Source organism: Sphingomonas azotifigens NBRC 15497, from assembly GCF_002091475.1.
GTDB lineage: Bacteria > Pseudomonadota > Alphaproteobacteria > Sphingomonadales > Sphingomonadaceae > Sphingomonas > Sphingomonas azotifigens.
Genome location: NZ_BCTR01000033.1, coordinates 66,990 through 87,951, shown reverse-complemented (window position 1 = coordinate 87,951; position 20,962 = coordinate 66,990). Strand labels below are relative to the sequence as shown.

Genomic DNA, 20,962 nt, shown 5'->3' with positions numbered 1-20,962 from the left:
GGAGGACGAAGATAGGTTCTTCTCCGTGCAGGTTTGTATGAATCCGTACCGAACCTAGGCGAAAATGCAGGGTTGCCGACCTGACTTCAATATGTCACTCATATGTCATCCAAGTGTAACATAAATGACGCCTTGGTGTAACATGTGAGAGGAGAACGATATGTCGATCAAACTTGTCGTTGCGGCCGCGGTTGCGCTGCTGTCCCTGGCCGCGCCGGCGGCTGCGCAGGATAACAGCCTCGCGGCCAAGGACATTATGAGCGGTGCCTATGCCAAGGCAGAGCAGAAGCTGCTGGCCCAGATGCGGTTCGACCAGCGTCCGGAAGTGCAGCTGAACCTCGCCGCCGTCTATTACGCGACCGGCCGAATCGATCGGGCGCGTTCACTGTACGAGCAGGTGCTCCAGAAAGACGAAGTCCCGATGACGGTTTCCACCGAGCGCACGGCAGGATCGCACGCGATCGCGCATGCTGGACTGCGCTATCTCAACCAGCGCCAGCGCATGGCGTCGCGCTGATCGCGGCCGGAGCGGACCGGCACGGCCCTTCCGCTCCCGCGAACCTCGTGAAGTCCAGGTGAAAGCGCGTCCGGATCATCCCGGCGCGCTTTTCCTTTTGGCGGCATGTGTGCGCCAGACGGCGATCGTCCTTAGAAGCTGGCCCAGTCGTCGCCGTCGGCAAGTGCCTGCACGGGCACCGCACGCGTCGTCGTAGCCACCGGTTCCGTCCGTGCCGGGCTGCGCAGCCGCGGCGTTTGGAGCGGCCCGACATCGCCGCCGGTTCGAAAGGTGGCGGCATGGGCGTCGAGGCGGGCGACTTGGTCGGTGAGCTGCCGGGCGGCTGCCGAGGTCTGTTCGACCATCGCGGCGTTTTGCTGCGTCGCGCGGTCCATGTCGGTGATCGCGGTGCTGATCTCGCGGATCGCGGCGGACTGGGCGCGATTGTCCGCGGCCATCCCGCCAAGAAGATTGTGCACCTCGCCCACGGTATCGACGATGGCCGCCAGCGCGTGATCGACGCGCTCGACCGCGCCTCGCGCCACCACGACCTCGGACTGGGTGACGGTGAGCTGGTCGCGGGCGCGCTTGGCCTCTTCCTCGGCGCGCATGGCAAGCGCCGAGACCAGATCGGCGACCACCGCGAAGCCGCGACCGGCCTCGCCCGCACGCCCTGCCTCGACCGCGGCGTTCATCGCGAGCACGCGGGTCTGGAAGGCGATCTTATCGAGCCCTTCGATGACGCTGTCGATGCCCTTGGCGCTATCGGATACCCGGAGCATCGCCTGCACCGCCTCGTCGGCCGTGCTGCGGCCCGATCCGACGACGCCGATCGCCTGATCGGCGCGTTCGACGGTCACGCCGGCGGCGGTCGCGGTGGCGTCGATGCGCTGGTTCATCTGGGTGATCGCGGCAGCGGTCTCTTCGAGGCTCGCCGCATTGGCCTCGGTACGGCGCGCGAGATCCTCCGAGGCGCTGGCGATTTCGTGCGAGCCGGTGCGGATCGAGGCGGTGCCCTCGAGAACGGCACCGATCAGCTCGCGCAGGCCGCCGATCGCAGCGCGGAAATGCGTCGCCAGCTTTTCGTAATCGGCGGGAAAGTCGCTGCCGATGTCCGCGGTCAGATCGCCGCCGGCGACCTTGGCGAGCGCGCTGCCCAGCACGTCCATGGCGTGTTCGCGCGCCGCTTCGGCTTCCCGGTCGCGCGCCTCCGCTTGCTGGCGGGCGATCTCGGACGTTCGGAAATGCTGGAGCGCTTCGGCCATGGCGCCGATCTCGTCGGTGGCGTGGCGGGCGGGGATGGCGACATCGACCTTGCCGGCGGCCAGCGCCCGCATCGCTGCCGTCATCTGGACAAGCGGGCCGAACATCGCGTTGCCGCCGAACCAGGCCGAGGCCGCCACCGCCAGCGAGATCAATGCGGCCGACAGCGCCAGCATCCAGCGGGCGCTCCCGATCGCGCCCATCACATCGCTTTCGGGGATGCCGACGAACAGGATGCCGATCGTCTTGCCCGACGCGTCCTTGATCGGATCATAGGCGGTGAAGAAGGGCTTGCCGAGAATGTCGGCGGTGCCGCGATAGGGCTGGCCCTTGCCCAGCACCGTCTCATAGGCAGCGTTGCGGGCGAGCGGGGTGCCCACCGCGCGGCTGCCGTCGGGCTTGGTGACGTTGGTGGCCACGCGCATGTCGCCGCGGAAGACGGTGGCGGTGCCGCCCACCAGCCGCTTCACTTCGTCGACCGGTTCGTCCCAGTTGTTGAGCTTGTGGCTGCCGACATAGAGGTCGTCGCCCTCCACCCGGAAGTCGCTGCCATAGCCGCGGAGCACCTGCCAGGCGACGCGCATGTTCATTTCCTGCCGCTCCGCTGCGGTTTTGGCCGCCTGTTGCGTCAGCGCGCGATCGGCGACGAAGAAGGTGGCGATCGCCAGCAGCGCCAGGCCCGCGACGGCAAGAAACGTCGTCTTGGTGGCGAGCGGAAGGTTCTGGAAGCGCTTGAGCATTGAAGTTCCGTGACATGGCCGACGCAGCTGCGACGCTGCGTAAATGCGGTAATTCCCGTATTCATTATAGATTGCAGGTGCCGGGCGTCGGGCATGACGAAGCTACAATCGGCAACCAGGTGCCAAATGAAAGCGCTTTGCTTTCAGAAATTTGCCGCAAGGAGAGCAGGATGGCGGAGCTAGTTGAGGGAGGCTGCCAGTGCGGCCGTATCAGGTATCGCGTACGGATCGAGAATGATGATGCCTATCTCTGTCATTGCCGGATGTGCCAGCGCGCGACCGGCGGCGTCTCGATTGCGTTCAAGGGCGTGGCGAAGGCGGACGTCACCTGGGGGCGGCAGCCCGATCGCTATCGCTCGTCACCGATCGCCGAGCGCGGGTTTTGCCGGGAATGCGGCACGCCGCTGACCTTCGAATTTCTCGACGGCGAGAGTATGGACCTGACGATCGGCAGCTTCGATGCGCCGCGCCGCTTTCAGCCGCGCCACCACTATGCCGTGGAGAGCATGCACGAACAGTGGCTCGACACGACCGCGCTCCCCCGATACCGCACCGAGGACAACCCGAACGTCGTCAAACGATGGATGGACAGCATTGGCCGACTACCCGACTGAAACGCACCGCTTCGCCAGCTTCGACGGCCAGGAGATCGCCTGGACCGAGATGGGGGAGGGGCGGCCCGTGGTGCTGATCCACGGCTATTTCTCCTCCGCCGAGGTCAACTGGATCAAGTACGGCCATGCCGCAAAGCTCGCCGCGCGCGGCCTTCGGGTGATCCTGCCCGATCTGCGCGCGCACGGGCACAGCGCCAAGCCGCACGATCCCGCCGCCTATCCGCCCGACGTGCTGATGCGCGACAATTTTGCGCTGATCGCGCATCTCGGCCTCACCGACTATGATCTGGGCGGTTATTCGCTCGGCGCGCGCACCGTGGTGCGGATGCTCGCCAACGGCGCCACGCCGGACAAGGTGGTGCTCTCCGGCATGGGGCTGGACGGGCTGGTCGCGACCAAGGGCCGCGGCGCCTATTTCCACCGCGTGCTCACCAATCTCGGCAGCTTCCAGCGCGGCAGCTCCGAATGGCTGACCGAGGCGTTCCTCAAGACCACCAAGGGCGATCCGGTGGCCCTGCTGCGCATCCTCGACACGTTCGTCGACACGCCGCGCGACGAGATCGCGGCGATCGCGCAGCCGACCGCGGTGATCTCGGGCGCCGACGATTACGACAATGGCTCGGCCCAGGACGTGGCGGACCTGCTGCCCTATGGCCTGTTCATCGAAATTCCGGGCAATCACATGAGCGCGGTCACCCGGCCGGAGCTCGGCGACGCGCTGGTCGAGTTCCTCGCTGGTTGACGGGAGAGGGAAAGGCGCGGCAGGGTCGCGCCTTTCTTGATTCCGGGGACTTCGCATCATGATCCGTACCGGCCTTTCGCTCGCGGCGCTCGCCGCGATGCTCGCCGCGCCCGCCCAGTCGCAGACCAGCACGACGCCCGCCGCCGCGCCGACCGCGTCCGAGGCTGCCGCGTTCCTCGACCGTACCCAGCAGGAGATGACGGCGTTCAACCTAACCGCGCAGCGTGTCGCTTGGGTCAACGCCACCTACATCACCGACGATACCGATGCGCTCGCCGCCGATTATGGCGCCAAGGGCACCGAGATGGCGGTTCGCTTCGCGCTCGACGCCGCGCGCCTGCAAAAGGCGCCGGGCCTCACGCCCGAGCAGCAGCGCCAGCTCACCATGCTCCGCGCCGCTTTGGTGCTCCCCGCGCCGACCAAGCCGGGCGCGGCCCAGCAGCTGAGCGACATTTCGACCAGGCTCGGCTCGGCCTATGCCAAGGGCAAGGGCACCCGCGGTGGCAAGCCGATCAACGGCAGCGACATCGAAGCCGCGATGGGCACCAGCCGCGATCCGAACGAACTCAAGGAGATGTGGGTCAGCTGGAACGACGCTGTCGGCGCGCCGATGCGCCCCGACTATACCAAGCTGGTCGGCATCGCGAACCAGGGCTCGAAGGAGCTGGGTTTCGCCGACACCGGCGCGCTGTGGCGTTCGGGCTATGACATGCCGCCGGCCGAATTCGCGGCGATGACCGACAAATTGTGGAACGAAGTGAAGCCGCTCTACGTCGCGCTCCACACCTATGTCCGCCGCAAGCTGAACGAGAAGTACGGCGACGCAGTGCAGGCCAAGACCGGTCCGATCCGCGCCGATCTGCTCGGTAACATGTGGGCGCAGGAATGGGGCAATATCTACGACGTGGTCGCGCCCAAGGGCGCCGGCGACCTCGGCTATGATGTGGGCGACCTGCTCAAGACGAAGCAGTATGACTGGAAGAAGATGGTCCAGACCGGCGAGGGCTTCTACTCCTCGCTTGGCTTTGCGCCGCTGCCGGGCACCTTCTGGGAGCGCTCGCTGTTCCTGAAGCCAGCCGACCGCGAAGTGCTGTGCCACGCCTCGGCCTGGGACATCGACGAGAAGGACGACGTCCGCATCAAGATGTGCATCAAGGTGAATTCGGACGATTTCGTCACGATCCACCACGAGCTCGGTCATAATTATTATCAGCGCGCCTATCAGGCGCAGCCGGCGCTCTACCGCAACGGCGCGAACGACGGCTTCCACGAGGCGATCGGCGACTTCATCGCGCTGTCGATCACGCCCGAATATCTCGTGCAGATCGGCCTGCTCGACCGCGCCCAGGTGCCGAGCGCCGACAAGGATATCGGCCTGCTGCTCCGTCAGGCGATGGACAAGGTGGCGTTCCTTCCGTTCGGCCTGCTGGTCGACAAATATCGCTGGCAGATCTTCGACGGCACGATCCCCGCCAACCAGTATGAGGCGGGCTGGAACAAGCTGCGCCTCCAGTATCAGGGCATCGTGCCGCCGGTGGCGCGCGACGAGACCAAGTTCGACGCGGGCGCCAAGTATCACGTCGCGGGTAGCGTGCCCTACACGCGCTACTTCCTCGCGCGGCTGCTCCAGTTCCAGTTCTACAAGGCGGCGTGTGACCAGTCGGGCTGGAAGGGTCCGCTGCATCGCTGCAGCTTCTACGGCAACAAGGAAGTGGGCGCGCGGCTGAACAAGATGCTCGAGATGGGCGCCTCCAAGCCGTGGCCGGATGCGCTGCAGACCTTCACCGGCAGCCGCGAAATCTCGGGCAAGGCGATGATGGAATATTTCGCGCCGCTCAAGAAGTGGCTGGACGAACAGAACAAGGGCCAGCCGCAGGGCTGGTAACTTCTGCAAGACTTTCTCCTCCGATCTGTGCAGGTACGTGCGCAAATCGGAGGAGAAGTAGATGCGTACCAAGAGCTTCATTCTAGCACTGGCCCTGATCGCCCCCGGCGTGGCGAGCGCGCAGGGGCGCCACCCGGTCACGTTGGAAATTGTCGGCAATGGCTGGGTCGATGTGAAGCCGGGCAAGGTGACCCTTGAGGTCAGCTATATCGGCAAGGGCAAGACCGAGGCGGAGGCGAAGCGCGACAGCGCCGCGTTGCTCGCCAAGATCGAGGAGACGCTCAAGGCACAGGGGCTTTCAGCAGCGGCGATCGGCGATGCGCCGGTCGATAGCCTCACCAAGGCCCAGATCGAACAGACGCAGAGCGAGGACGCGGACAGCGCCAGCGATGCCGCGCCGATCTTCACCGATCCGCAGGCGCGGCTGCTGACCTTCCGCACGACGGCGCAGGCGGATGCCGTGCGGGACCAGCTGCTCGTGAACGACTACAAGATCGGCACGCTGCGCGCCGAGCCGGACATGGTCGAGGTCAATGCCGCCGACAAACAGGTCAAGGCGATGGCGCTGCGCAACGCCCGCGCCGATGCCGAGATCTACGCCAAGGAAATGGGTCTGCGCGTCGCGCGGGTGGTGCGCATCAGCGAGACCGGCAATGGTCCGCTCACGCCGGCCGTCCAGAACAAGATCGAGCTGGCGATGAGCCAGGGGCCGCAGGCGATGTTCCGCAGCCTCAAGCGGGCGGACGGCGCCACGCATGTGGAGAAGGCGCTGGTGGTTACCTTCGAGCTGCAGTGAGGCTGGCTTGATCCTTCCCCCGCCAGAGGCAGGGCCATCGCATATAGCCGAAAGGCGTCGTCATCCCCGCGAAGGCGGGGATCCATTGGCGCTGGTGCCGCGGCTCTATCCTCCGACGCACAGAGCGATGGATTCCCGCCTTCGCGGGAATGACGATGGTTTTTTCAGATGCCGCTGGCCCCTGCTTGCTATGGGTGCGCCGTGCCCTGGCGGGGGAGGATCGAGAGATCAGTACTCCGGGCCCTGATCCGGGACCATGTTCTCGTCGGCGATCCCGGCATTCCACTCGGCCGAGCTGTCGGTGCCGTCGGGCTGATGTGCGGTGCCGGGCTGGGTTTCGGGCGTGTCGCGGGTCGGTTCGGGGTTCATGCTGCTCTCCTTGTCGAAGAGAAACGCGCGCCCCTCCACCCGGTTCAGTGATGCGTGCGGAACAGGAAGAAGGCGCCGGTCGCGATCAGCGCGAAGCCGATCACATGGTTCAGCGTGATCCGCTGCCCGAGATACAGCACCGAGAACCCGGCAAAGACGGTGAGGGTGATCACCTCCTGCATGCCCTTCAGCTGTGCGGCCGAATAGACGGCGCTACCCAGCCGGTTGGCCGGCACCGCAAAGCAATATTCGACAAAGGCGATGCCCCAGCTGATCACGATCACCAGGAACAGCGGCGCCCCCTTGTACTTGAGGTGGCCGTACCAGGCGAAGGTCATGAACAGGTTGGAGACGAACAGCAGCCCGATCGGCAGCAGGCGGTCCAGCATCGGCGTTCAGCCCGCATAGGCGCCGCGCAGCCGGTCCATCGACTCGCGGTGGGTGAGGTCGAGATGCAGCGGCGTCACCGTGACGAAGCCGGCCTCGATCGCGTCGAGATCGGTGTCGGGCACGGGCTGGTGCGGCATGCGCCCCATCGCCAGCCAGTAATAGGGGAAGCCGCGCGGATCGAGCCGCTTGTCGAGCGCCACGCGGCCATAGTCGCGGAATCCCTGCGAGACGACCTTGATGCCCTGGACCGCATCGGCCGCGATCGGCGGGAAGTTGATGTTGACCAGCGTTCGCGGCTCCATGTCGACGTCGAGCAGCGGCCGCAGCACGCGCTCGCCCCAGGCCTCGGCGGTGTCGAACGGCACCGCGTCGCCCATGCCGCTGCGGGCATAGCGCTGGCTGAGCGCGATCGAGCGGATGCCCGCCAGCGCGCCTTCCATCGCCGCCGAGACGGTGCCCGAGTAGCTGACGTCCTCGGCTAGATTGCCGCCGCGATTGACCCCCGAGAGGATCAGGTCCGGCTTGGCATCGGCCATCACCTCGGCCAGCGCGAACATCACGCAGTCGGTCGGCGTGCCCTTCACCGCATAGCGGTTGTCGGCATGGCGGCGGACGCGGAACGGCTCGGTGAGGGTGAGCGAGCGGCCCTTTCCCGATTGCTCCTCCGCCGGCGCGACGACGGTGATGTCGTCCGAGATCGTCCGCGCGATCCGTTCCAGCACGCCCAGGCCGCGGGCATGATAGCCGTCGTCGTTGGTGAGCAGGATCCGCATCAGCCGCGCGGTTCGAGCCGGTTGAGACCGCCCAGATAGGGCTGCAGCACCATCGGCACGGCGACCGATCCGTCTTCCTGCTGATAATTCTCCAGCACCGCGACGAGCGTGCGGCCCACTGCCAGGCCCGAGCCGTTGAGCGTGTGAACGAAGCGCGTGCCCTTCTCGCCCTCGGGGCGGTAGCGCGCGTTCATCCGGCGCGCCTGGAAGTCGGCGCAGGTCGAGCAGGACGAGATCTCGCGATAGCGGTCCTGGCCGGGCAGCCACACTTCGAGGTCGTAGGTGCGCGCCGCAGTGAACCCCATGTCGCCGCTGCACAGCTTCATCCGGCGGAAGGCGAGGCCCAGCTTGGTCAGCACCGCTTCGGCGGCGCCGGTCATCCGCTCATGCTCGGCTTCGGACTGGTCGGGGGTGGTGATCGACACCATCTCGACCTTCTCGAACTGGTGCTGACGGATGAAGCCGCGGGTGTCGCGGCCTGCCGCCCCAGCCTCGGAACGGAAGCAGGCGGTGAGCGCGGTAAGGCGAAGCGGGAGTTCCTCCTCGCTCAGGATCTTCTCGCGCACCGCGTTGGTGAGGCTCACCTCGGCGGTGGGGATCAGCCACCGGCCGTCGGTGGTCTGGAACAGGTCCTCGGCGAACTTGGGCAGCTGGCCCGTGCCGAACAGCGCTTCGTCGCGCACCAGCAGCGGCGGCACGCACTCTTCATAGCCATAGCTGCCGGTCAGCGTGTCGAGCATGAACTGGCCCAGCGCGCGGTGCAGGCGGGCGGCATGGCCACGGACAAAGGTGAAGCGCGCGCCGGACATGCCGGCGCCGGTCTCGAAGTCGAGCCCCAGCGCCGGGCCGATCGCGTCGTGTTCCTTCGGCGCGAAGCCAAAGGCGGGCAGGGTGCCGCGTTCGTGGACGAACACATTGTCGTTCTCGTCCGCGCCCTGCGCGACATCGGGATAGGGCAGGTTGGGCAGCGCCGCGAGTCGGCCTTCCAGCTCCTCGCCGACGGCCTTTTCCTCGGCCTCCAGCATCGGCAGCCGTTCCTTGAGGATGGTCACCTCCGCCATCAGTGCGGCGGCGGCCTCCTCGTCCTTCTTCGCCTTGGCGGCGCCGATTGCCTTCGAGGCCTCGTTGCGGCGCGCCTGTCCGGCCTGTAGTTCGGTCACCAGCGCGCGGCGGCGCTCGTCCAGCGCCAGCAGCGCCTCCGACTGCGGCTCCAGGCCGCGCTTCGCCAGGCCCTGATCGAAGGTTTCGGGATGTTCGCGGAGGAAGCGGATGTCGTGCATGGCGCTAGCCTATGGCCGGGGGCCGAGGCCCGCGCAACCCTGCCGCCGATCCGTCCGTTGGTTGCTCCCCAAGTGAACAGTGACAAGGAGAGCGCGATGCTGGTTCCTCATGATGCGATGGTGGTGGTCGCCGATGGCCGCAAGCTGCTGATGCTGCGCAACCAGGGCGATGCCGACTATCTGAACCTCGAGGTGGTCCGCAAAGAGCTGCACCCGAATCCCAGTACGTCCGAGCAGAAGACCGATTCGTCTGGTGCAGCCGCGTCCACACGCGGCGGTGGCCAATTCGCGTCCTCGGGCGGCACGATGGGCGAGACCGATTTCCACCAACTGGAGGAAGATCGATTCGCCGCTCAGGTCGCCGGCATGTTGAAGGACGAGGCGCTGCGGAACAGCTTCGAGTCGCTGATCATCGTGGCACCGCCGAAGACGCTCGGCGAACTGCGCAAGCTTTATCACGGGGCGGTGACCGATCGGCTGCGCGGCGAACTCGCCAAGGACCTGACCGATCATCCGGTGCCCGACATCGAAGCCGCGCTGCGCGACGCCTGAGTGGCGCCAGGAGGGGGCGGGCGCTCGGGCGGTGTGCCCGCGCCGCCCGCTCCCCCTGCATTGTTGTTGCGACGCAGGCGCATTTCTTCGCCTTGTGCGAATTCAGGACACGCATCGGCGAGCCTGAACTTGGCTGCGCAAATGGTTCCGCTACCATCGCGAAACAGGGGCGGTGGTTCAGCCGTCGCTAATTTCTATCCAAGTACAGGGGATTGGTACCAAAAGCTTTCGCAGCATCCGCTTGTTAACCGCTGATTGCGAAAGTATAGGGCCTGCGGGCAATGCAGTCTCTTGGCGGCTGGCCACCGGGAGACTGGTGTGGAGAGTGGGAATGGCAACTGTTTTGGGCCGTTTTGACGAGCACGATAAAAGCGTTCCTCCCGCCGCGAATGACGGCGACGATGGATACCGGCCGAGCGACGACGAACCGTTCATGAACCCGCGGCAGCAGGAATATTTCCGCGGAAAGCTGAACGCCTGGAAGGATGCGATCTACCGCGAAGCGGCAGGTACGCTGAACCAGCTCCAGTCCGAGCCGCTGCGCGAAGCGGACCTGACCGATCGCGCATCGAGCGAAACCGACTGGTCGATCGAACTGCGCACCCGCGATCGCCAGCGCAAGCTGATCGCAAAGATCGACGCGGCGCTCCGTCGGATCGACGAAGGCGAATATGGCTATTGCGAAGTGACCGGCGAGCCGATCCCGCTGGCGCGGCTCGAGGCGCGGCCGACCGCGACGATGACGGTCGAAGCGCAGGAACGGCATGAACGTAACGAGAAGATCAGCCGGGACGAGTGAAATCTACGTTAGAATCCGTTCCGGCAATATCCCGGAGCGGATTCCGGTTAATCCTTTCGTTAAGAGTTGCTGGTCTACTGCCCTTCGGGTGCGAATCCGCGTTTGAGAGCCAACAATGGACCAGCAGTCTTACATGCCCGCCACCACCCTTTCCGCCGATGATTTTGCGGGGCAGCGCAGTGGTGTCCGCGACAGCCTGTTGCTGACTGCGCAATTCCGCGTGGACGGCGAAGAGGTGGGCACGGTGCGCGTGCGGAACCTGTCTGCCGGTGGCTTGATGGCCGAATATACCGGCCCGGTAGGACTGCGGACCCCGGTGGAAGTCGAGGTGCGCGGCGTGGGCTGGGTAAAGGGCAAGATCGCCTGGGCGGCAGAGGGCCGTGTCGGCGTCGCGTTCGACAACGAAATCGATCCGAAGCTCGCGCGCAAGCCGGTCGGGGGCGGGACGCAGACGCCCGTCTATGTGAAGCCGATCCTTACCCGCCGCTGAGCCAGGTTTTCCGCTATCCACACTGTCCGGCGCGTGGGCGTGCTGCGCGAGTCATGCCGCATCCATTGTTCGCCAGGCCTGCTGTCCCTTGGCTCGCGCGACAATTGTCGGTCGCGCGAGCGCAAGTGGATGGTAAATAATCTGTGGATGGGTGCGCTAGCGCTGCATCTCTTCCTTGACGCGCAGTTTCTGTTTCTTCAGTTGCGCGATAAGCATGTTATCGGGAAGGGGGCGCTGCGTTTCGGTGGCGATTCGCTTGTCGAGCTGTGAATGCTTGGCGCTAAGTGCCGAAAAGTGCGCGGTGTGCATAAAGCAATCCTCCTTCAACGACTCTGAGGGGAGCGAACTACATCACGTTTCGCGCCGGTTGTCGCGTGCAGAATCATCACTGATCGACAGACGGCGGAAAAGCCGCGATGGTTTGCAGGCCGGGGGCGAATCCCGGTGAGTCGGTCGCATGGGGGGCAGGGAATGGAAGACGGCGAGATCCGGCGGCGGCTGGAGGCGTTGCGCGCCGAGCACCGCGACCTCGATGCCGCCATTGCCGCGCTGGTCGACTCCGGAACCGGCGACCAGTTGCAGATCGCGCGGTTGAAGAAGCGAAAGCTGAAGCTGCGCGACGAGGTTGCGGTGCTTGAAGACCAGCTGATCCCGGACATTATCGCATGATCGCCCCGCAATGGTGCAGTGCAGCACGCTTGGGGCTTTTCGGCGGGCAACCTCCTGTGGCAGCGGTGTGCGTATGAAGGGCCAGGACGCCATCACCATCCATCGCCGACTGGTCGACTCGCTCTATGTCGAGGCGATGGTGCTGGCCGACGAAGCCCGCGGCTATTTCGACCAACTCGGCCGCGACGAGCGCGATGCGCTGGCGGCGCTCAGCCGGGTCGCCTTTTCGTGCGAGTCGCTCAAGGTGACGACGCGGCTGATGCACGTCATTGCCTGGCTGCTCACCCAGCGGGCGGTCGATAGCGGGGAATTGCAGCCCGATGACGCGCGTACGCCAAGCCGTAGGCTGGGCCCGGCGCCCGAGACCGACGCCGCCGTGCTGGCCGACATGCCGATGCAGGCGGTCGCCATCGTCCAGGCCAGCATGGACCTGTATCGTCGCGTGGCGCGGCTCGACTCCGCCTTCGACGTTTCGGCGGTGCCCAGCCCGGCCCGTCGGATGCTCGATCGGCTCGCCGGGGCCTTCTGAGCCTCTAGAGCGCCAGGCGTGCGCGGGCGGCGGCATATTCCGCGCGCAGTCGATCAATGCGCGCAGCGGCCGGTTCGATGGCGTGCACCGCGCCGATTCCTTGGCCCGATCCCCAGATATCCTTCCACGCCTTGGCCCCGCCGAAGTTCATCGCGCTCGGGTCGCTCTCGGGCAGATGGTCCGGATCGAGCCCGGCATTGACGATCGAGGTGCGCAGGTAATTGCCGTGTACACCCGTGAACAGGTTCGAATAGACGATGTCCTCCGCCCGGCCATCCACGATCGCCTGCTTGTACGCCTGGACGGCATTGGCTTCCTCGGTGGCGATGAAGGGGGAGCCGATATAGGCGAGGTCGGCGCCCATCGCCTGCGCGGCCAGGATCGCGCCGCCGGTGGCGATCGCGCCCGACAGGGCGATCGGACCATCGAACCACGCGCGTACTTCCTGGACGAGCGCAAAGGGGCTCAGCCGCCCGGCATGGCCGCCCGCGCCTGCGGCGACGAGGATCAGGCCATCGGCGCCCTTTTCGACCGCCTTATGGGCGAAGCGATCGTCGATCACGTCGTGAAGCGTGATGCCGCCCCAGCCGTGCACGGCGTCGTTCAGTTCGGGCCGTGCGCCGAGCGAGGTTATGACGATCGGCACCTTCCACTTGGCGCAGGTGGCGACATCCTCCTCAAGCCGCGGATTGGAGCGATGGACGATCTGGTTGACCGCATAGGGTGCCGCCGGGCTGTCCGGATGGTCGCGGTCCCAGGCGGCGAGTTCCTCGGTGATCTGGTGCAGCCACTCGTCGAGCTGGCTCTGCGGCCGCGCGTTGAGCGCGGGAAAGGAGCCGACGATCCCGGCCTTGCACTGGGCGATGACCAGTTCGGGACAGGAGATGATGAACAGCGGCGAGCCGATGACGGGAAGCCGCAGACGATCGAAGAGTGCCGGTAGCGCCATGGCCCAAGTGATACCGCAGCCACGAAGCCTGTCTAGGCAGGCCCCGGCGACGCTACGGCATGGTGCTGCCCGCGGTGGCGACCGGTGGAACGCGTATCCGAAAACCCGCGACTCAGTCGATTCGGACCAGCCCTTGGGCATAGTCGCGCTGCTTGGCGGCGTAGAGCGCGGCGCTGGCGCGCAACATCGCCCGCTGGTTATCATCTAACGGGCGCACGGCACGCGCAGGGCTGCCAACGATCAGATGGCCGTCGGGGAATTCCTTGCCCTCGGTGATCAGCGCGCCCGCGCCGACCAGGCATTCCGCGCCGATGATCGCGCGGTTGAGCACGATCGCTCCCATGCCGATCAGCGTGCCGTCGCCGATCGTGCAGCCGTGCAGCACGGCGTGATGGCCGACCGTCACCTCGTCGCCGATCGTCAGCGGGGCTCCAGGATCGGAATGGAGGATCGCGCCTTCCTGGATATTGCTACGCGCGCCGATGACGATCGGCGTATTGTCAGCGCGAATTACGGCACCGAACCACACGCTCGCGCGGCTGCCGATCTGCACATCGGCGATCAGCTCGGCGCTCGGCGCGATCCATGCATCAGCGGCGACGTGCGGCGCCTTCCCCCCGAATGCGTAGCGCGGCATGTGCTTACAGCGTGAAGCTCTCGAAGCCGGCGGGCAGCGGCATGTGCAGGCCGAGCGCCAGCGCCAGCGCGACGGCGCCGAGCAGCAGTGCCAGCGTCGAGGAGAGCGAGAACAGACCCCAGCCGACCAGCGTCACGATCGGGGCGTCGGCGCGCTGCTCGCGGCGATTGCGCTGCATCGTCAGCAGCACGAAGCCGGCGGCCATTGCGTACATGAACACGAAGAATTCAGCCATTGCTTCCACCCGATCTCTGCTCGCGTTCAGGGCTAACCCGTTCAGCTTGCAGCAGCAATCCAGGGGAATTGCGGATCGCCGCGACGCAGCATGCATTCGCCGCATTTTATCGGGAACAAATCCCGTGTCAGAGCGTAACGCCGCGTTTCCAGATCGCGATTTCCCGCTCGCCATTGCGTTCGGCGGCCGTTGGCGTGCCGGAAGCGATCGCCACGATCCGGTCGAGCAGCGTCGCCGCCGCGGCGTCCATGCCCTCGGCGAGCACCTGCCCGGCGTCGAAATCGATCCAGCCCGGCTTGCGGGCGGCGAGGTCGCTGTTCGAGGCGATCTTGATCGTCGGTACCGGGAAGCCGAGCGGCGTGCCACGGCCGGTGGTGAACAGGATCACCGTGGCGCCGGCGGCGGCAAGCGCGGTGGAGGAAACGGCATCGTTCCCCGGTGCCTCGAGCAGGGTCAGCCCCCGACGACGGACGCGCTCGCCATAGCCGAGTACGTCGGTAACGGTGGCGTGTCCCGCCTTCTGCACGGCGCCCAGCGACTTCTCTTCGAGTGTCGTGATGCCGCCCGCGAGGTTGCCGGGCGAGGGATTCTCCGACACCGGCTCGCCGTGGCGGGTGAAATAGGCCTTGAAGCCATTCACCAGGCTGACGATCCGTTCGAACACCGGCTCGGATTCGGCGCGGGCCATCAGCAGCTGCTCGGCGCCGAAGATCTCGGGAATCTCGGTCAGGATCGCGGTGCCGCTCGCCGCAGTGACCGCGTCGCTCATCCGGCCGACCAGAGGATTGGCGGTCAATCCCGAGAACCCGTCGGAGCCACCACATTTGACGCCCAGCACCAGGTCGGCAAGCGGCGCGGCGGTTCGTACGGACTGTTCCGCCTGCACGATCAGTTCTTCGATCAGCGCAACGCCCTCTTCGATCTCGTCGCCAGCGGCCTGCGCGCCGATGCTGCGGAGGTTGGTCTGGTGGACGCCCGGCAACATCCCGCGCAGTTGGTTCGACTCGCACCCCAGCCCGACCAGCAGCACGCCGCCGGCATTGGGGTGATTGGCCAAGGCGGTCAGGATCGCGCGGGTGCCCGCCAGGTCGTCGCCGAGTTGCGAGCAGCCGAACGGATGCGCGAAGGCATGGATGCCATCGACGCGGCCAGCGAAGCGCTGGGCGGCGCGTTCGGCGATCTTCTCGGCCGTGCGGCCGACGCAGCCGACCGTCGGCAGGATCCAGATTTCGTTGCGTGTGCCGACCCGGCCGTCGCTGCGCCGATAGCCGAGGAAGCTCGGCCCTTCGCTGCCAGGCACGGCCTCGAGTGCCGGTTGATAGGCGTAGCTGCCGCTGGTTTCGAGCGCGGTGGCGACATTGTGGGTGTGGACATGCTCCCCCGGCGCGATGGGCTGGGTCGCGCGGCCGATGGGAAAGCCGAACTTGTGCACCGGTGCGCCCGCGACGATCGGTTGCAGCGCGACCTTGTGGCCCTTGGGGATAGGCTGGGCCACGACGACGCCCAACGCGCTTTCTCCGGCGTCGATGTCGCGGAGGGCCGTCGCGACGGGATCGCGCGGGTCGATCTGGAACAGGGCAGGTAGCATGGGGTCCGATCATGGTTGGCGGCGGCGCAGTCGCTGCGCGCCGGGAACGCCTGAAAACTACGCCGTGTCGCCTGCGGTGCAAGGGTAAAGCGTCGGCTTGCCTATTGCAGTATGCGCCAAGGTCTTGACCTTTGCTATTTCTGCAAACGATATGCCCGCCGCCAGCGGCGTACCGACAGTGCTGGCGCTGTTGGCTTCGGGCCCGGTGATCGCACCCTGTAGTTTCCGGAGCGGCGACCTGGGATCGGTTATGTTTCCGCTATGCTAGGTCGTTGGACCGGGGGCGTCCAACCAGGGGGAATCGCGTGAAGGCACCGCCGCCGCAATCGGCCTTGATCAGAGCGATGATGCGCAGCTTCTTGTGGTCTATGCAACTGGATCGCTGGCAGGCGATGGGCGTCGTCGCTCTGGCCCTGCTGGTCGCAAGCGTGGCGGATCTGGTGACCGGGCCGACGGTTTCGATGTCGATCGCCTACCTGTTCGCCGACTGCCTCGCAGCCTGGACGCTGCGCGAGCGCGCCGGCATCTGCGTGGTGACGCTCACCGTCGCGATCAGCTCGCTGATCAACGGTTTCGGCGTGCCGCCGATGATCGAGCATCACGAGCTGACGCCGATGGTGGCGCTGTGGAACACCACGACGCGTGCCTTGTCGGCGATCATGATCGTGCTGATGGTGGCGACGCTGCGCCACTCGATTGATCGCGAGCGGTGGCGCGCGTCCACCGATCATCTTACCCGGTCGCTCAACGGCAGTGCGTTTCGCGCCCGGATCGAGCAGGTCGCGCGCGGCCGCCGGCGCCGCAATCCGATGCTGCTGATCTACATGGACCTGGACGGGTTCAAGGCGGTCAACGATCGCCATGGCCACGCCGCCGGCGATCTGGTGCTGCGCCGCTTTGCCGACGAGGCGCGGGCGCGGCTGCGCACCGGCGACCTGTTCGCCCGGCTGGGCGGCGACGAGTTCTGCGCGCTCGTCGCGATCGACAGCGATGCCGAGCCCGAGCAGGTGGCCGACAGCCTCCATGTGCGGCTGCGCGAGGCGCTGCAGGCCACCGGCTATCCAGTGACGTGCAGCATGGGTGCGGTGGTGCTCGATGCCGCCGCCGCGATGGATACCGACCGGGCATTACGGCTCGCCGACCAGGCGCTGCTGCACGTGAAGCACAACGGCAAGAACGCGGTCCGCTTCGCCTGCGACGTCGGCGAGGCGCTGCAGCACGCGGCATGACGCTCCATTTCTTCTCCGATGCCTTCCGGGTGGGGCGCGATGCGGGGCGTGCGCTTGCCGAAGATGCAGCGGTGGATGGCGTGCTGGCGGAGGTTTGCGCCATCTTGCGAACGCCCATCGCGATCCTCGCTTTGCGGCAGGGCACGGGTGCGCGCGCGGTGTGCGCGACCGGGATCGCGCTCGCGGCGCTGCCGCCGTCGATCCTCGGGGCGGCCGAGACCTTCGCCATGCTCGAAGGCGTGCTGAGCGTGCCCGACCTCCGCGCGGATCCGCGCCTTCGCGCCCATCCGCTGGTCGCCGCCAGTCCGCACCTGCGCCACTATACCGGCACGATCGTGCCGGGCGCGCTGGCTCCGCTGGGCGTGCTCTGCGGCATGGATGTGCAGCCGCGCGGGCCAGCCTCGTTCCGCCAGCGCGCGCAGTTGCGCCGCCTGGCCGGCATGGTGGCGGAACGGATCGGCGCGCCGCCGCATCTGGGCTGAACCGCGCGTATTTTCCCTTGTCTCGCGGGAGCTTGCTTGGAAACCGCCGCCGCCGCCGCTAGGCGGGGCGGGTATTCGGCAAGGGAGAACTGCATGATCCGCACCGGCCTGATCGGCTTCGGTCTTGGCGGCACCGCCTTCCACGCACCGCTGATCGCGGCGGTGGACGGGCTCGAACTGGCCGCGATTGCCACGTCCCGCAGCGAGGCGGTCGCGGCGGCCTATCCCGGGGTACCGGCAACCAGCGCGGAGGCGCTGATCGCCGATCCTGCGATCGAGCTAATCGTCATCTCCACGCCCAATCCCACCCATTTCCCGCTCGCCGAGGCCGCACTGGCGGCGGGCAAGCATGTCGTGATCGACAAGCCGCTGACGCCCGACGCCAACGACGCCGAGACGCTGATCGCCCTGGCGAAGGCCCAGGGCCGGTTGCTGGTGCCGTTCCACAATCGGCGATGGGACAGCGACTTCCTGACGGTGCAGGCGCTGGTCGACAGCGGACGGCTGGGCGAGGTGCTGCTGTTCGAGGCGCATTGGGACCGCTTCCGGCCCGAGCTGTCGCAGGCGTGGAAGGAGGCCGAGGGGGCAGGGCAATTGCTCGACCTGGGTCCGCACATGATCGACCAGGCGCTGGTGCTGTTCGGCATGCCGGAGGCGGTCAGCGGCGATCTTGCCAGCCAGCGCGGCAACAGCCCCGTCGACGATTACTTCACGCTCACGCTGTTCTACGGCGCCCGCCGGGTGGTGCTGGCAAGCTCCCGAATGATTGCCGCACCGCGACCGCGCTTCGCGCTCCACGGACGTGGCGGCAGCTTCGTGAAGTTCGGTCTGGACCCGCAGGAAGCGGCGATGCGCGCGGGCGGATCGGTGCAGGACCCAGCCCACGGTATCGAGAATCCGCGCCAGCATGGCGTGCTGACGCTGCCGGACGGCAGCCTGGAGACGATCGCGTCCGAGCGGGGCGAGTATCGGCGCTTCTATGCGGGCGTGGCTGCTGCCCTTCGCGAGGGAGCACCCGCGCCGGTGGCGGCGACCGACGCGCTGGCGGGGCTGAAGTTGATCGAAGCGGCGCGGCAGAGCGCGGCCGAGGGGCGTCGTATCGTGCTTGCCTGAAACGGGTTCCCCGCACGCCCGGCAAGGCGCGCGGGGAGCGCCGGATCAGGGGTGCCAGCTCACCGGCAGGGTGCGCGCCGGCACCGTGACGGTCGTGGTCGCGACGATGTTCTCCGCCGACTGGCCGAGCAGCACCTTGTAGCTGCCGCCGGCGATCTTCCAGCGGTTCGCCGCGCCGTCGAACACTGCCAGCAGGCGCGGATCGACGGTGACCGAGACGGTCTTCGACGCGCCCGGCGCCAGCGTCACCTTCTGGAAGGCGCCCAGCCGCTTCGGCGCCTCCCAGCCTGCGCCCGAGACATAGACCTGCGCGACGTCCGCGCCCGTGCGCGTGCCGGTGTTGCGCAGGGTGAAGCTCACCGTCACCTGGCCCTTGGGCGCGCCGGCCTTGAGCCCGGCATAGGCGAAGCGCGTGTAGGACAGGCCATGGCCGAAGGCGAACTGCGGCTTGTCGCCCTTCGCGTCATACCATTTGTAGCCGACCGCCGCGCCTTCGGCATAGCGCGTCTCGCCCTCGTTGGGCGTGCTCGGCTTGGGTAGCTGCGAGACGCTGCGCGGGAAGCTGGCGGGCAGGTGGCCCGAGGGGTTCACCTTGCCGGTCAGCACATTGGCGATGGCCTCACCACCTGCCGTGCCGGGATACCAGGCCTCAAGGATCGCCGCGGTCTTGTCGGCCCAGGGGGTGAGCACCGGGCCGCCGGTTTCCAGCACCACCACCGTCTTGGCGTTGGCGCCGGCGACCGCGTCGATCAGCGCGTCCTGGTTGTCGGCGAGGCTCAGCGACACGTCGAACGATTCGCCGGCCCATTGGGTGGCGAAGACGACCGCGACATCGGCCTGCTTGGCAGCCGCGGCGGCGGCGGCGGGATCGCTGCCGTCGAGATAGGTGATCTGTGCGCCCGGCAACTGGCGGCGCAGCGCCTCCAGCGGCGAGGAGGGGTGGTACATGATCGGCCCTGGCCAGACCTTCGGTTCGGTGCCAGGCACGGCATTGCCGCCGACCGGATAGACCAGCGAGGATCCGCCCCCTGCCAGCACGCCCTTGTCGGCATGGCCGCCGATCACGACGATGCGTCGGGCGGTGGCCGCGAGCGGCAGCACGTCGCCCTTGTTCTGGAGGAGCACGATCGCCGCCTCGGCATCGGCGCGGGTCACGTCCGCATGCGCCTTGAGCATCGCCGGCGCCAGGTCGAGCGGGGCGTCCGTGATCGGATGATCGAACAGGCCGTGCGCGAACATCGAGCGGAGGATGCGGTGCGCCATCTCGTCGAGCCGCGCCTTGCTCACCTCGCCCTTGGCGATCGCGGCCTTGAGCGGCTCGCGGAAATAGGGTTGCTCGTCGAACGGCCAGCCCGATTCCTGCTCGAGCCCGGCATTGGCCGCGGCGACGGTGGAATGGGTGGCGCCCCAGTCCGACATCACATAGCCCTGCCAACCCCAGTCCCGGCGCAGCACGTCGGTCAGCAACCAGGGCTGCTCGCAGGCATAGAGCCCGTCGACCTTGTTGTAGCTGCACATCACCGAACCGGGGGTGCCCTTCTCGATCGCGAAGTTGAAGGCGAGCAGGTCGCTCATCCGCGCGGCCGTGCGATCGAGCACCGCGTTCATCTTGAAGCGATCGGTTTCCTGATCGTTGATCGCATAATGCTTCACCGTGGAGATGATGTGGTTCGACTGGATGCCGGCGATCTGCGCGCCGACCATCGTGCCGGCGAGCAGCGGATCCTCGCCGCCATATTCGAAGTTGCGGCCGTTGCGCGGCTCGCGCAGCAGGTTGACGCCACCGGCGAGCAGCACGTTGAAGCCCGAGGCGCGCGCCTCGGCACCGATCATCGCGCCGCCCTTGAAGGCGAGCATGGGATCCCAGGTCGCCGCGGTGGCGATGCCCGAGGGCAGCGAGGTGCGGCCGCGCTTGCGCTCGGCACCGCCCTGGGTCGCGACGCCGACGCCCGCGTCGGTCTGCCACTGGGCGGGAATGCCGAGGCGCGGGATGCCGGGGATATAACCAGCCGAGCCGGGGCGCGCGGCTGCGGGCGTCTTGAAATTCTTCGGTCCGAAATCCGTGCCGAACAGACCGAACACGAGCGTCAGCTTCTCGTCCTCGGTCATCTGGGCGAGGATCAGCCTGGCGCGCGCATCGGGCGCGAGCTTCGCGTTGCTCCACGGGTGCTGCACCTGCTGCGCGCAGCCGGGTGCCGTGATCGCCGCCGTGGCCGCCAGCGCCAGCAGCGGCGCGGCAAACTTCAAGTTCACTCGTTTCATACGTCCTCTCCTCCCGGATCGTTTGTCAACGTTGTCCGCTGCCTAGCACAAGCGCGGCCGCCGACAAGAGCCGGCGGCCG

Annotated in this window: 24 protein-coding genes; 13 read left to right on the top strand and 11 right to left on the bottom strand. The window is 67.0% G+C overall.

Annotation, left to right across the window (positions count from 1 at the left end; all coding sequences use genetic code 11):
* Positions 1–160 precede the first annotated feature (160 nt).
* Positions 161–517: a tetratricopeptide repeat protein gene (locus SAZ01S_RS13040; protein ID WP_084582700.1), complete on the top strand. Its 357-nt coding sequence runs from the start codon at positions 161–163 to the stop codon at positions 515–517.
* Between the two features lie 131 nt (positions 518–648).
* On the opposite strand, the gene SAZ01S_RS13035 is transcribed toward SAZ01S_RS13040, so the two are convergent.
* Complete coding sequence (locus SAZ01S_RS13035) at positions 649–2,499, bottom strand: methyl-accepting chemotaxis protein (RefSeq protein WP_084582699.1); 1,851 nt, start codon at positions 2,497–2,499, stop codon at positions 649–651.
* Positions 2,500–2,669: 170 nt separating this feature from the next.
* Between SAZ01S_RS13035 and SAZ01S_RS13030 the strand changes: the two genes are divergently transcribed.
* The 4 genes from SAZ01S_RS13030 to SAZ01S_RS13015 all read left to right on the top strand — a co-directional run bounded on the left by SAZ01S_RS13030 (position 2,670) and on the right by SAZ01S_RS13015 (position 6,536).
* Complete coding sequence (locus SAZ01S_RS13030) at positions 2,670–3,113, top strand: GFA family protein (protein WP_084582698.1); 444 nt, start codon at positions 2,670–2,672, stop codon at positions 3,111–3,113.
* Positions 3,094–3,855, top strand: a complete 762-nt coding sequence (locus tag SAZ01S_RS13025; RefSeq protein WP_084582697.1) for an alpha/beta fold hydrolase — start codon at positions 3,094–3,096, stop codon at positions 3,853–3,855. Before SAZ01S_RS13030 ends, SAZ01S_RS13025 begins: the two co-directional genes overlap by 20 nt.
* A gap of 58 nt (positions 3,856–3,913) precedes the next feature.
* Positions 3,914–5,740, top strand: a complete 1,827-nt coding sequence (locus tag SAZ01S_RS13020; protein WP_084582696.1) for a M2 family metallopeptidase — start codon at positions 3,914–3,916, stop codon at positions 5,738–5,740.
* A gap of 61 nt (positions 5,741–5,801) precedes the next feature.
* Positions 5,802–6,536, top strand: coding sequence for an SIMPL domain-containing protein (locus SAZ01S_RS13015; RefSeq protein WP_084582695.1), 735 nt, complete (start codon positions 5,802–5,804; stop codon positions 6,534–6,536).
* Positions 6,537–6,764: 228 nt separating this feature from the next.
* Here the strand turns inward: SAZ01S_RS13015 and SAZ01S_RS24050 are convergent, their stop codons facing one another.
* Genes SAZ01S_RS24050 through serS form a run of 4 tightly spaced genes read right to left on the bottom strand, consistent with a single transcriptional unit; the run spans position 6,765 to position 9,348 of the window.
* Entirely contained in the window at positions 6,765–6,905 is a 141-nt protein-coding gene (locus SAZ01S_RS24050) for a hypothetical protein (RefSeq protein ID WP_167693154.1), read from the bottom strand.
* A 44-nt stretch (positions 6,906–6,949) separates the two neighbouring features.
* Entirely contained in the window at positions 6,950–7,294 is a 345-nt protein-coding gene (locus SAZ01S_RS13005) for a DMT family protein (protein WP_084582693.1), read from the bottom strand.
* 6 nt (positions 7,295–7,300) lie between these two features.
* Positions 7,301–8,068, bottom strand: a complete 768-nt coding sequence (gene surE, locus SAZ01S_RS13000) for a 5'/3'-nucleotidase SurE (protein ID WP_084582692.1) — start codon at positions 8,066–8,068, stop codon at positions 7,301–7,303.
* A complete protein-coding gene (gene serS / locus SAZ01S_RS12995) occupies positions 8,068–9,348 on the bottom strand; it encodes a serine--tRNA ligase (RefSeq protein ID WP_084582691.1) in 1,281 nt (426 codons plus the stop codon). Before serS ends, surE begins: the two co-directional genes overlap by 1 nt.
* A gap of 96 nt (positions 9,349–9,444) precedes the next feature.
* Here serS and SAZ01S_RS12990 point away from each other — a divergent pair, with 96 nt between their 5' ends.
* The 3 genes from SAZ01S_RS12990 (at position 9,445) to SAZ01S_RS12980 (ending at position 11,189) form a co-directional block, all read left to right on the top strand.
* Positions 9,445–9,900, top strand: coding sequence for a host attachment family protein (locus tag SAZ01S_RS12990; RefSeq protein ID WP_084582709.1), 456 nt, complete (start codon positions 9,445–9,447; stop codon positions 9,898–9,900).
* Between the two features lie 331 nt (positions 9,901–10,231).
* Complete coding sequence (gene dksA, locus SAZ01S_RS12985) at positions 10,232–10,699, top strand: RNA polymerase-binding protein DksA (protein WP_084582690.1); 468 nt, start codon at positions 10,232–10,234, stop codon at positions 10,697–10,699.
* Between the two features lie 115 nt (positions 10,700–10,814).
* Positions 10,815–11,189, top strand: a complete 375-nt coding sequence (locus SAZ01S_RS12980; protein ID WP_084582689.1) for a PilZ domain-containing protein — start codon at positions 10,815–10,817, stop codon at positions 11,187–11,189.
* Positions 11,190–11,345: 156 nt separating this feature from the next.
* Here the strand turns inward: SAZ01S_RS12980 and SAZ01S_RS12975 are convergent, their stop codons facing one another.
* Positions 11,346–11,498, bottom strand: coding sequence for a YdcH family protein (locus SAZ01S_RS12975; protein WP_084582688.1), 153 nt, complete (start codon positions 11,496–11,498; stop codon positions 11,346–11,348).
* Positions 11,499–11,660: 162 nt separating this feature from the next.
* On the opposite strand from SAZ01S_RS12975, the gene SAZ01S_RS12970 reads away from it, so the two are divergent.
* A complete protein-coding gene (locus tag SAZ01S_RS12970) occupies positions 11,661–11,858 on the top strand; it encodes a YdcH family protein (RefSeq protein ID WP_084582687.1) in 198 nt (65 codons plus the stop codon).
* A gap of 73 nt (positions 11,859–11,931) precedes the next feature.
* Positions 11,932–12,387, top strand: coding sequence for a DUF1465 family protein (locus SAZ01S_RS12965; protein ID WP_084582686.1), 456 nt, complete (start codon positions 11,932–11,934; stop codon positions 12,385–12,387).
* A gap of 4 nt (positions 12,388–12,391) precedes the next feature.
* Here SAZ01S_RS12965 and SAZ01S_RS12960 read toward each other — a convergent pair whose 3' ends face one another.
* The 4 genes from SAZ01S_RS12960 to SAZ01S_RS12945 form a co-directional block, all read right to left on the bottom strand.
* Positions 12,392–13,336 (bottom strand): NAD(P)H-dependent flavin oxidoreductase, encoded by a 945-nt coding sequence (locus SAZ01S_RS12960; RefSeq protein WP_084582685.1) that lies wholly within the window; start codon positions 13,334–13,336, stop codon positions 12,392–12,394.
* A gap of 112 nt (positions 13,337–13,448) precedes the next feature.
* Positions 13,449–13,973: a gamma carbonic anhydrase family protein gene (locus SAZ01S_RS12955; protein ID WP_084582684.1), complete on the bottom strand. Its 525-nt coding sequence runs from the start codon at positions 13,971–13,973 to the stop codon at positions 13,449–13,451.
* A gap of 4 nt (positions 13,974–13,977) precedes the next feature.
* On the bottom strand, positions 13,978–14,208 hold the full coding sequence (locus SAZ01S_RS12950) for a hypothetical protein (protein WP_084582683.1): 231 nt from the start codon (positions 14,206–14,208) through the stop codon (positions 13,978–13,980).
* Between the two features lie 127 nt (positions 14,209–14,335).
* Positions 14,336–15,796: a UxaA family hydrolase gene (locus SAZ01S_RS12945; protein WP_084582682.1), complete on the bottom strand. Its 1,461-nt coding sequence runs from the start codon at positions 15,794–15,796 to the stop codon at positions 14,336–14,338.
* A gap of 344 nt (positions 15,797–16,140) precedes the next feature.
* Here SAZ01S_RS12945 and SAZ01S_RS12940 point away from each other — a divergent pair, with 344 nt between their 5' ends.
* The 3 genes from SAZ01S_RS12940 (at position 16,141) to SAZ01S_RS12930 (ending at position 18,620) form a co-directional block, all read left to right on the top strand.
* Positions 16,141–17,025 carry a GGDEF domain-containing protein gene (locus tag SAZ01S_RS12940; protein ID WP_245824827.1) on the top strand — a complete coding sequence of 295 codons (885 nt, stop codon included), beginning with the start codon at positions 16,141–16,143 and terminating at the stop codon, positions 17,023–17,025.
* Complete coding sequence (locus tag SAZ01S_RS12935; RefSeq protein ID WP_084582680.1) at positions 17,022–17,507, top strand: hypothetical protein; 486 nt, start codon at positions 17,022–17,024, stop codon at positions 17,505–17,507. The genes SAZ01S_RS12940 and SAZ01S_RS12935 overlap by 4 nt, the downstream gene beginning before the upstream one ends.
* A 93-nt stretch (positions 17,508–17,600) precedes the next feature.
* A complete protein-coding gene (locus SAZ01S_RS12930) occupies positions 17,601–18,620 on the top strand; it encodes an oxidoreductase (protein WP_084582679.1) in 1,020 nt (339 codons plus the stop codon).
* 45 nt (positions 18,621–18,665) lie between these two features.
* Here the strand turns inward: SAZ01S_RS12930 and SAZ01S_RS12925 are convergent, their stop codons facing one another.
* The gene (locus SAZ01S_RS12925; protein WP_084582678.1) at positions 18,666–20,882 is read right to left on the bottom strand and encodes a beta-glucosidase family protein; all 2,217 of its coding nucleotides are present in this window, start codon (positions 20,880–20,882) and stop codon (positions 18,666–18,668) included.
* Between the last annotated feature and the right edge of the window lie 80 nt (positions 20,883–20,962).

Bases quoted from the DNA above. Each gene is read 5' to 3' on its own strand.
- SAZ01S_RS13040 (WP_084582700.1), top strand. From the start codon at position 161: ATGTCGATCAAACTTGTCGTTGCGGCCGCGGTTGCGCTGCTGTCCCTG.
- SAZ01S_RS13035 (WP_084582699.1), bottom strand. From the start codon at position 2,499: ATGCTCAAGCGCTTCCAGAACCTTCCGCTCGCCACCAAGACGACGTTT.
- SAZ01S_RS13030 (WP_084582698.1), top strand. From the start codon at position 2,670: ATGGCGGAGCTAGTTGAGGGAGGCTGCCAGTGCGGCCGTATCAGGTAT.
- SAZ01S_RS13020 (WP_084582696.1), top strand. From the start codon at position 3,914: ATGATCCGTACCGGCCTTTCGCTCGCGGCGCTCGCCGCGATGCTCGCC.
- SAZ01S_RS13015 (WP_084582695.1), top strand. From the start codon at position 5,802: ATGCGTACCAAGAGCTTCATTCTAGCACTGGCCCTGATCGCCCCCGGC.
- SAZ01S_RS24050 (WP_167693154.1), bottom strand. From the start codon at position 6,905: ATGAACCCCGAACCGACCCGCGACACGCCCGAAACCCAGCCCGGCACC.
- SAZ01S_RS13005 (WP_084582693.1), bottom strand. From the start codon at position 7,294: ATGCTGGACCGCCTGCTGCCGATCGGGCTGCTGTTCGTCTCCAACCTG.
- surE (WP_084582692.1), bottom strand. From the start codon at position 8,068: ATGCGGATCCTGCTCACCAACGACGACGGCTATCATGCCCGCGGCCTG.
- serS (WP_084582691.1), bottom strand. From the start codon at position 9,348: ATGCACGACATCCGCTTCCTCCGCGAACATCCCGAAACCTTCGATCAG.
- SAZ01S_RS12990 (WP_084582709.1), top strand. From the start codon at position 9,445: ATGCTGGTTCCTCATGATGCGATGGTGGTGGTCGCCGATGGCCGCAAG.
- dksA (WP_084582690.1), top strand. From the start codon at position 10,232: ATGGCAACTGTTTTGGGCCGTTTTGACGAGCACGATAAAAGCGTTCCT.
- SAZ01S_RS12980 (WP_084582689.1), top strand. From the start codon at position 10,815: ATGGACCAGCAGTCTTACATGCCCGCCACCACCCTTTCCGCCGATGAT.
- SAZ01S_RS12975 (WP_084582688.1), bottom strand. From the start codon at position 11,498: ATGCACACCGCGCACTTTTCGGCACTTAGCGCCAAGCATTCACAGCTC.
- SAZ01S_RS12970 (WP_084582687.1), top strand. From the start codon at position 11,661: ATGGAAGACGGCGAGATCCGGCGGCGGCTGGAGGCGTTGCGCGCCGAG.
- SAZ01S_RS12965 (WP_084582686.1), top strand. From the start codon at position 11,932: ATGAAGGGCCAGGACGCCATCACCATCCATCGCCGACTGGTCGACTCG.
- SAZ01S_RS12960 (WP_084582685.1), bottom strand. From the start codon at position 13,336: ATGGCGCTACCGGCACTCTTCGATCGTCTGCGGCTTCCCGTCATCGGC.
- SAZ01S_RS12955 (WP_084582684.1), bottom strand. From the start codon at position 13,973: ATGCCGCGCTACGCATTCGGGGGGAAGGCGCCGCACGTCGCCGCTGAT.
- SAZ01S_RS12950 (WP_084582683.1), bottom strand. From the start codon at position 14,208: ATGGCTGAATTCTTCGTGTTCATGTACGCAATGGCCGCCGGCTTCGTG.
- SAZ01S_RS12945 (WP_084582682.1), bottom strand. From the start codon at position 15,796: ATGCTACCTGCCCTGTTCCAGATCGACCCGCGCGATCCCGTCGCGACG.
- SAZ01S_RS12940 (WP_245824827.1), top strand. From the start codon at position 16,141: ATGATGCGCAGCTTCTTGTGGTCTATGCAACTGGATCGCTGGCAGGCG.
- SAZ01S_RS12935 (WP_084582680.1), top strand. From the start codon at position 17,022: ATGACGCTCCATTTCTTCTCCGATGCCTTCCGGGTGGGGCGCGATGCG.
- SAZ01S_RS12930 (WP_084582679.1), top strand. From the start codon at position 17,601: ATGATCCGCACCGGCCTGATCGGCTTCGGTCTTGGCGGCACCGCCTTC.
- SAZ01S_RS12925 (WP_084582678.1), bottom strand. From the start codon at position 20,882: ATGAAACGAGTGAACTTGAAGTTTGCCGCGCCGCTGCTGGCGCTGGCG.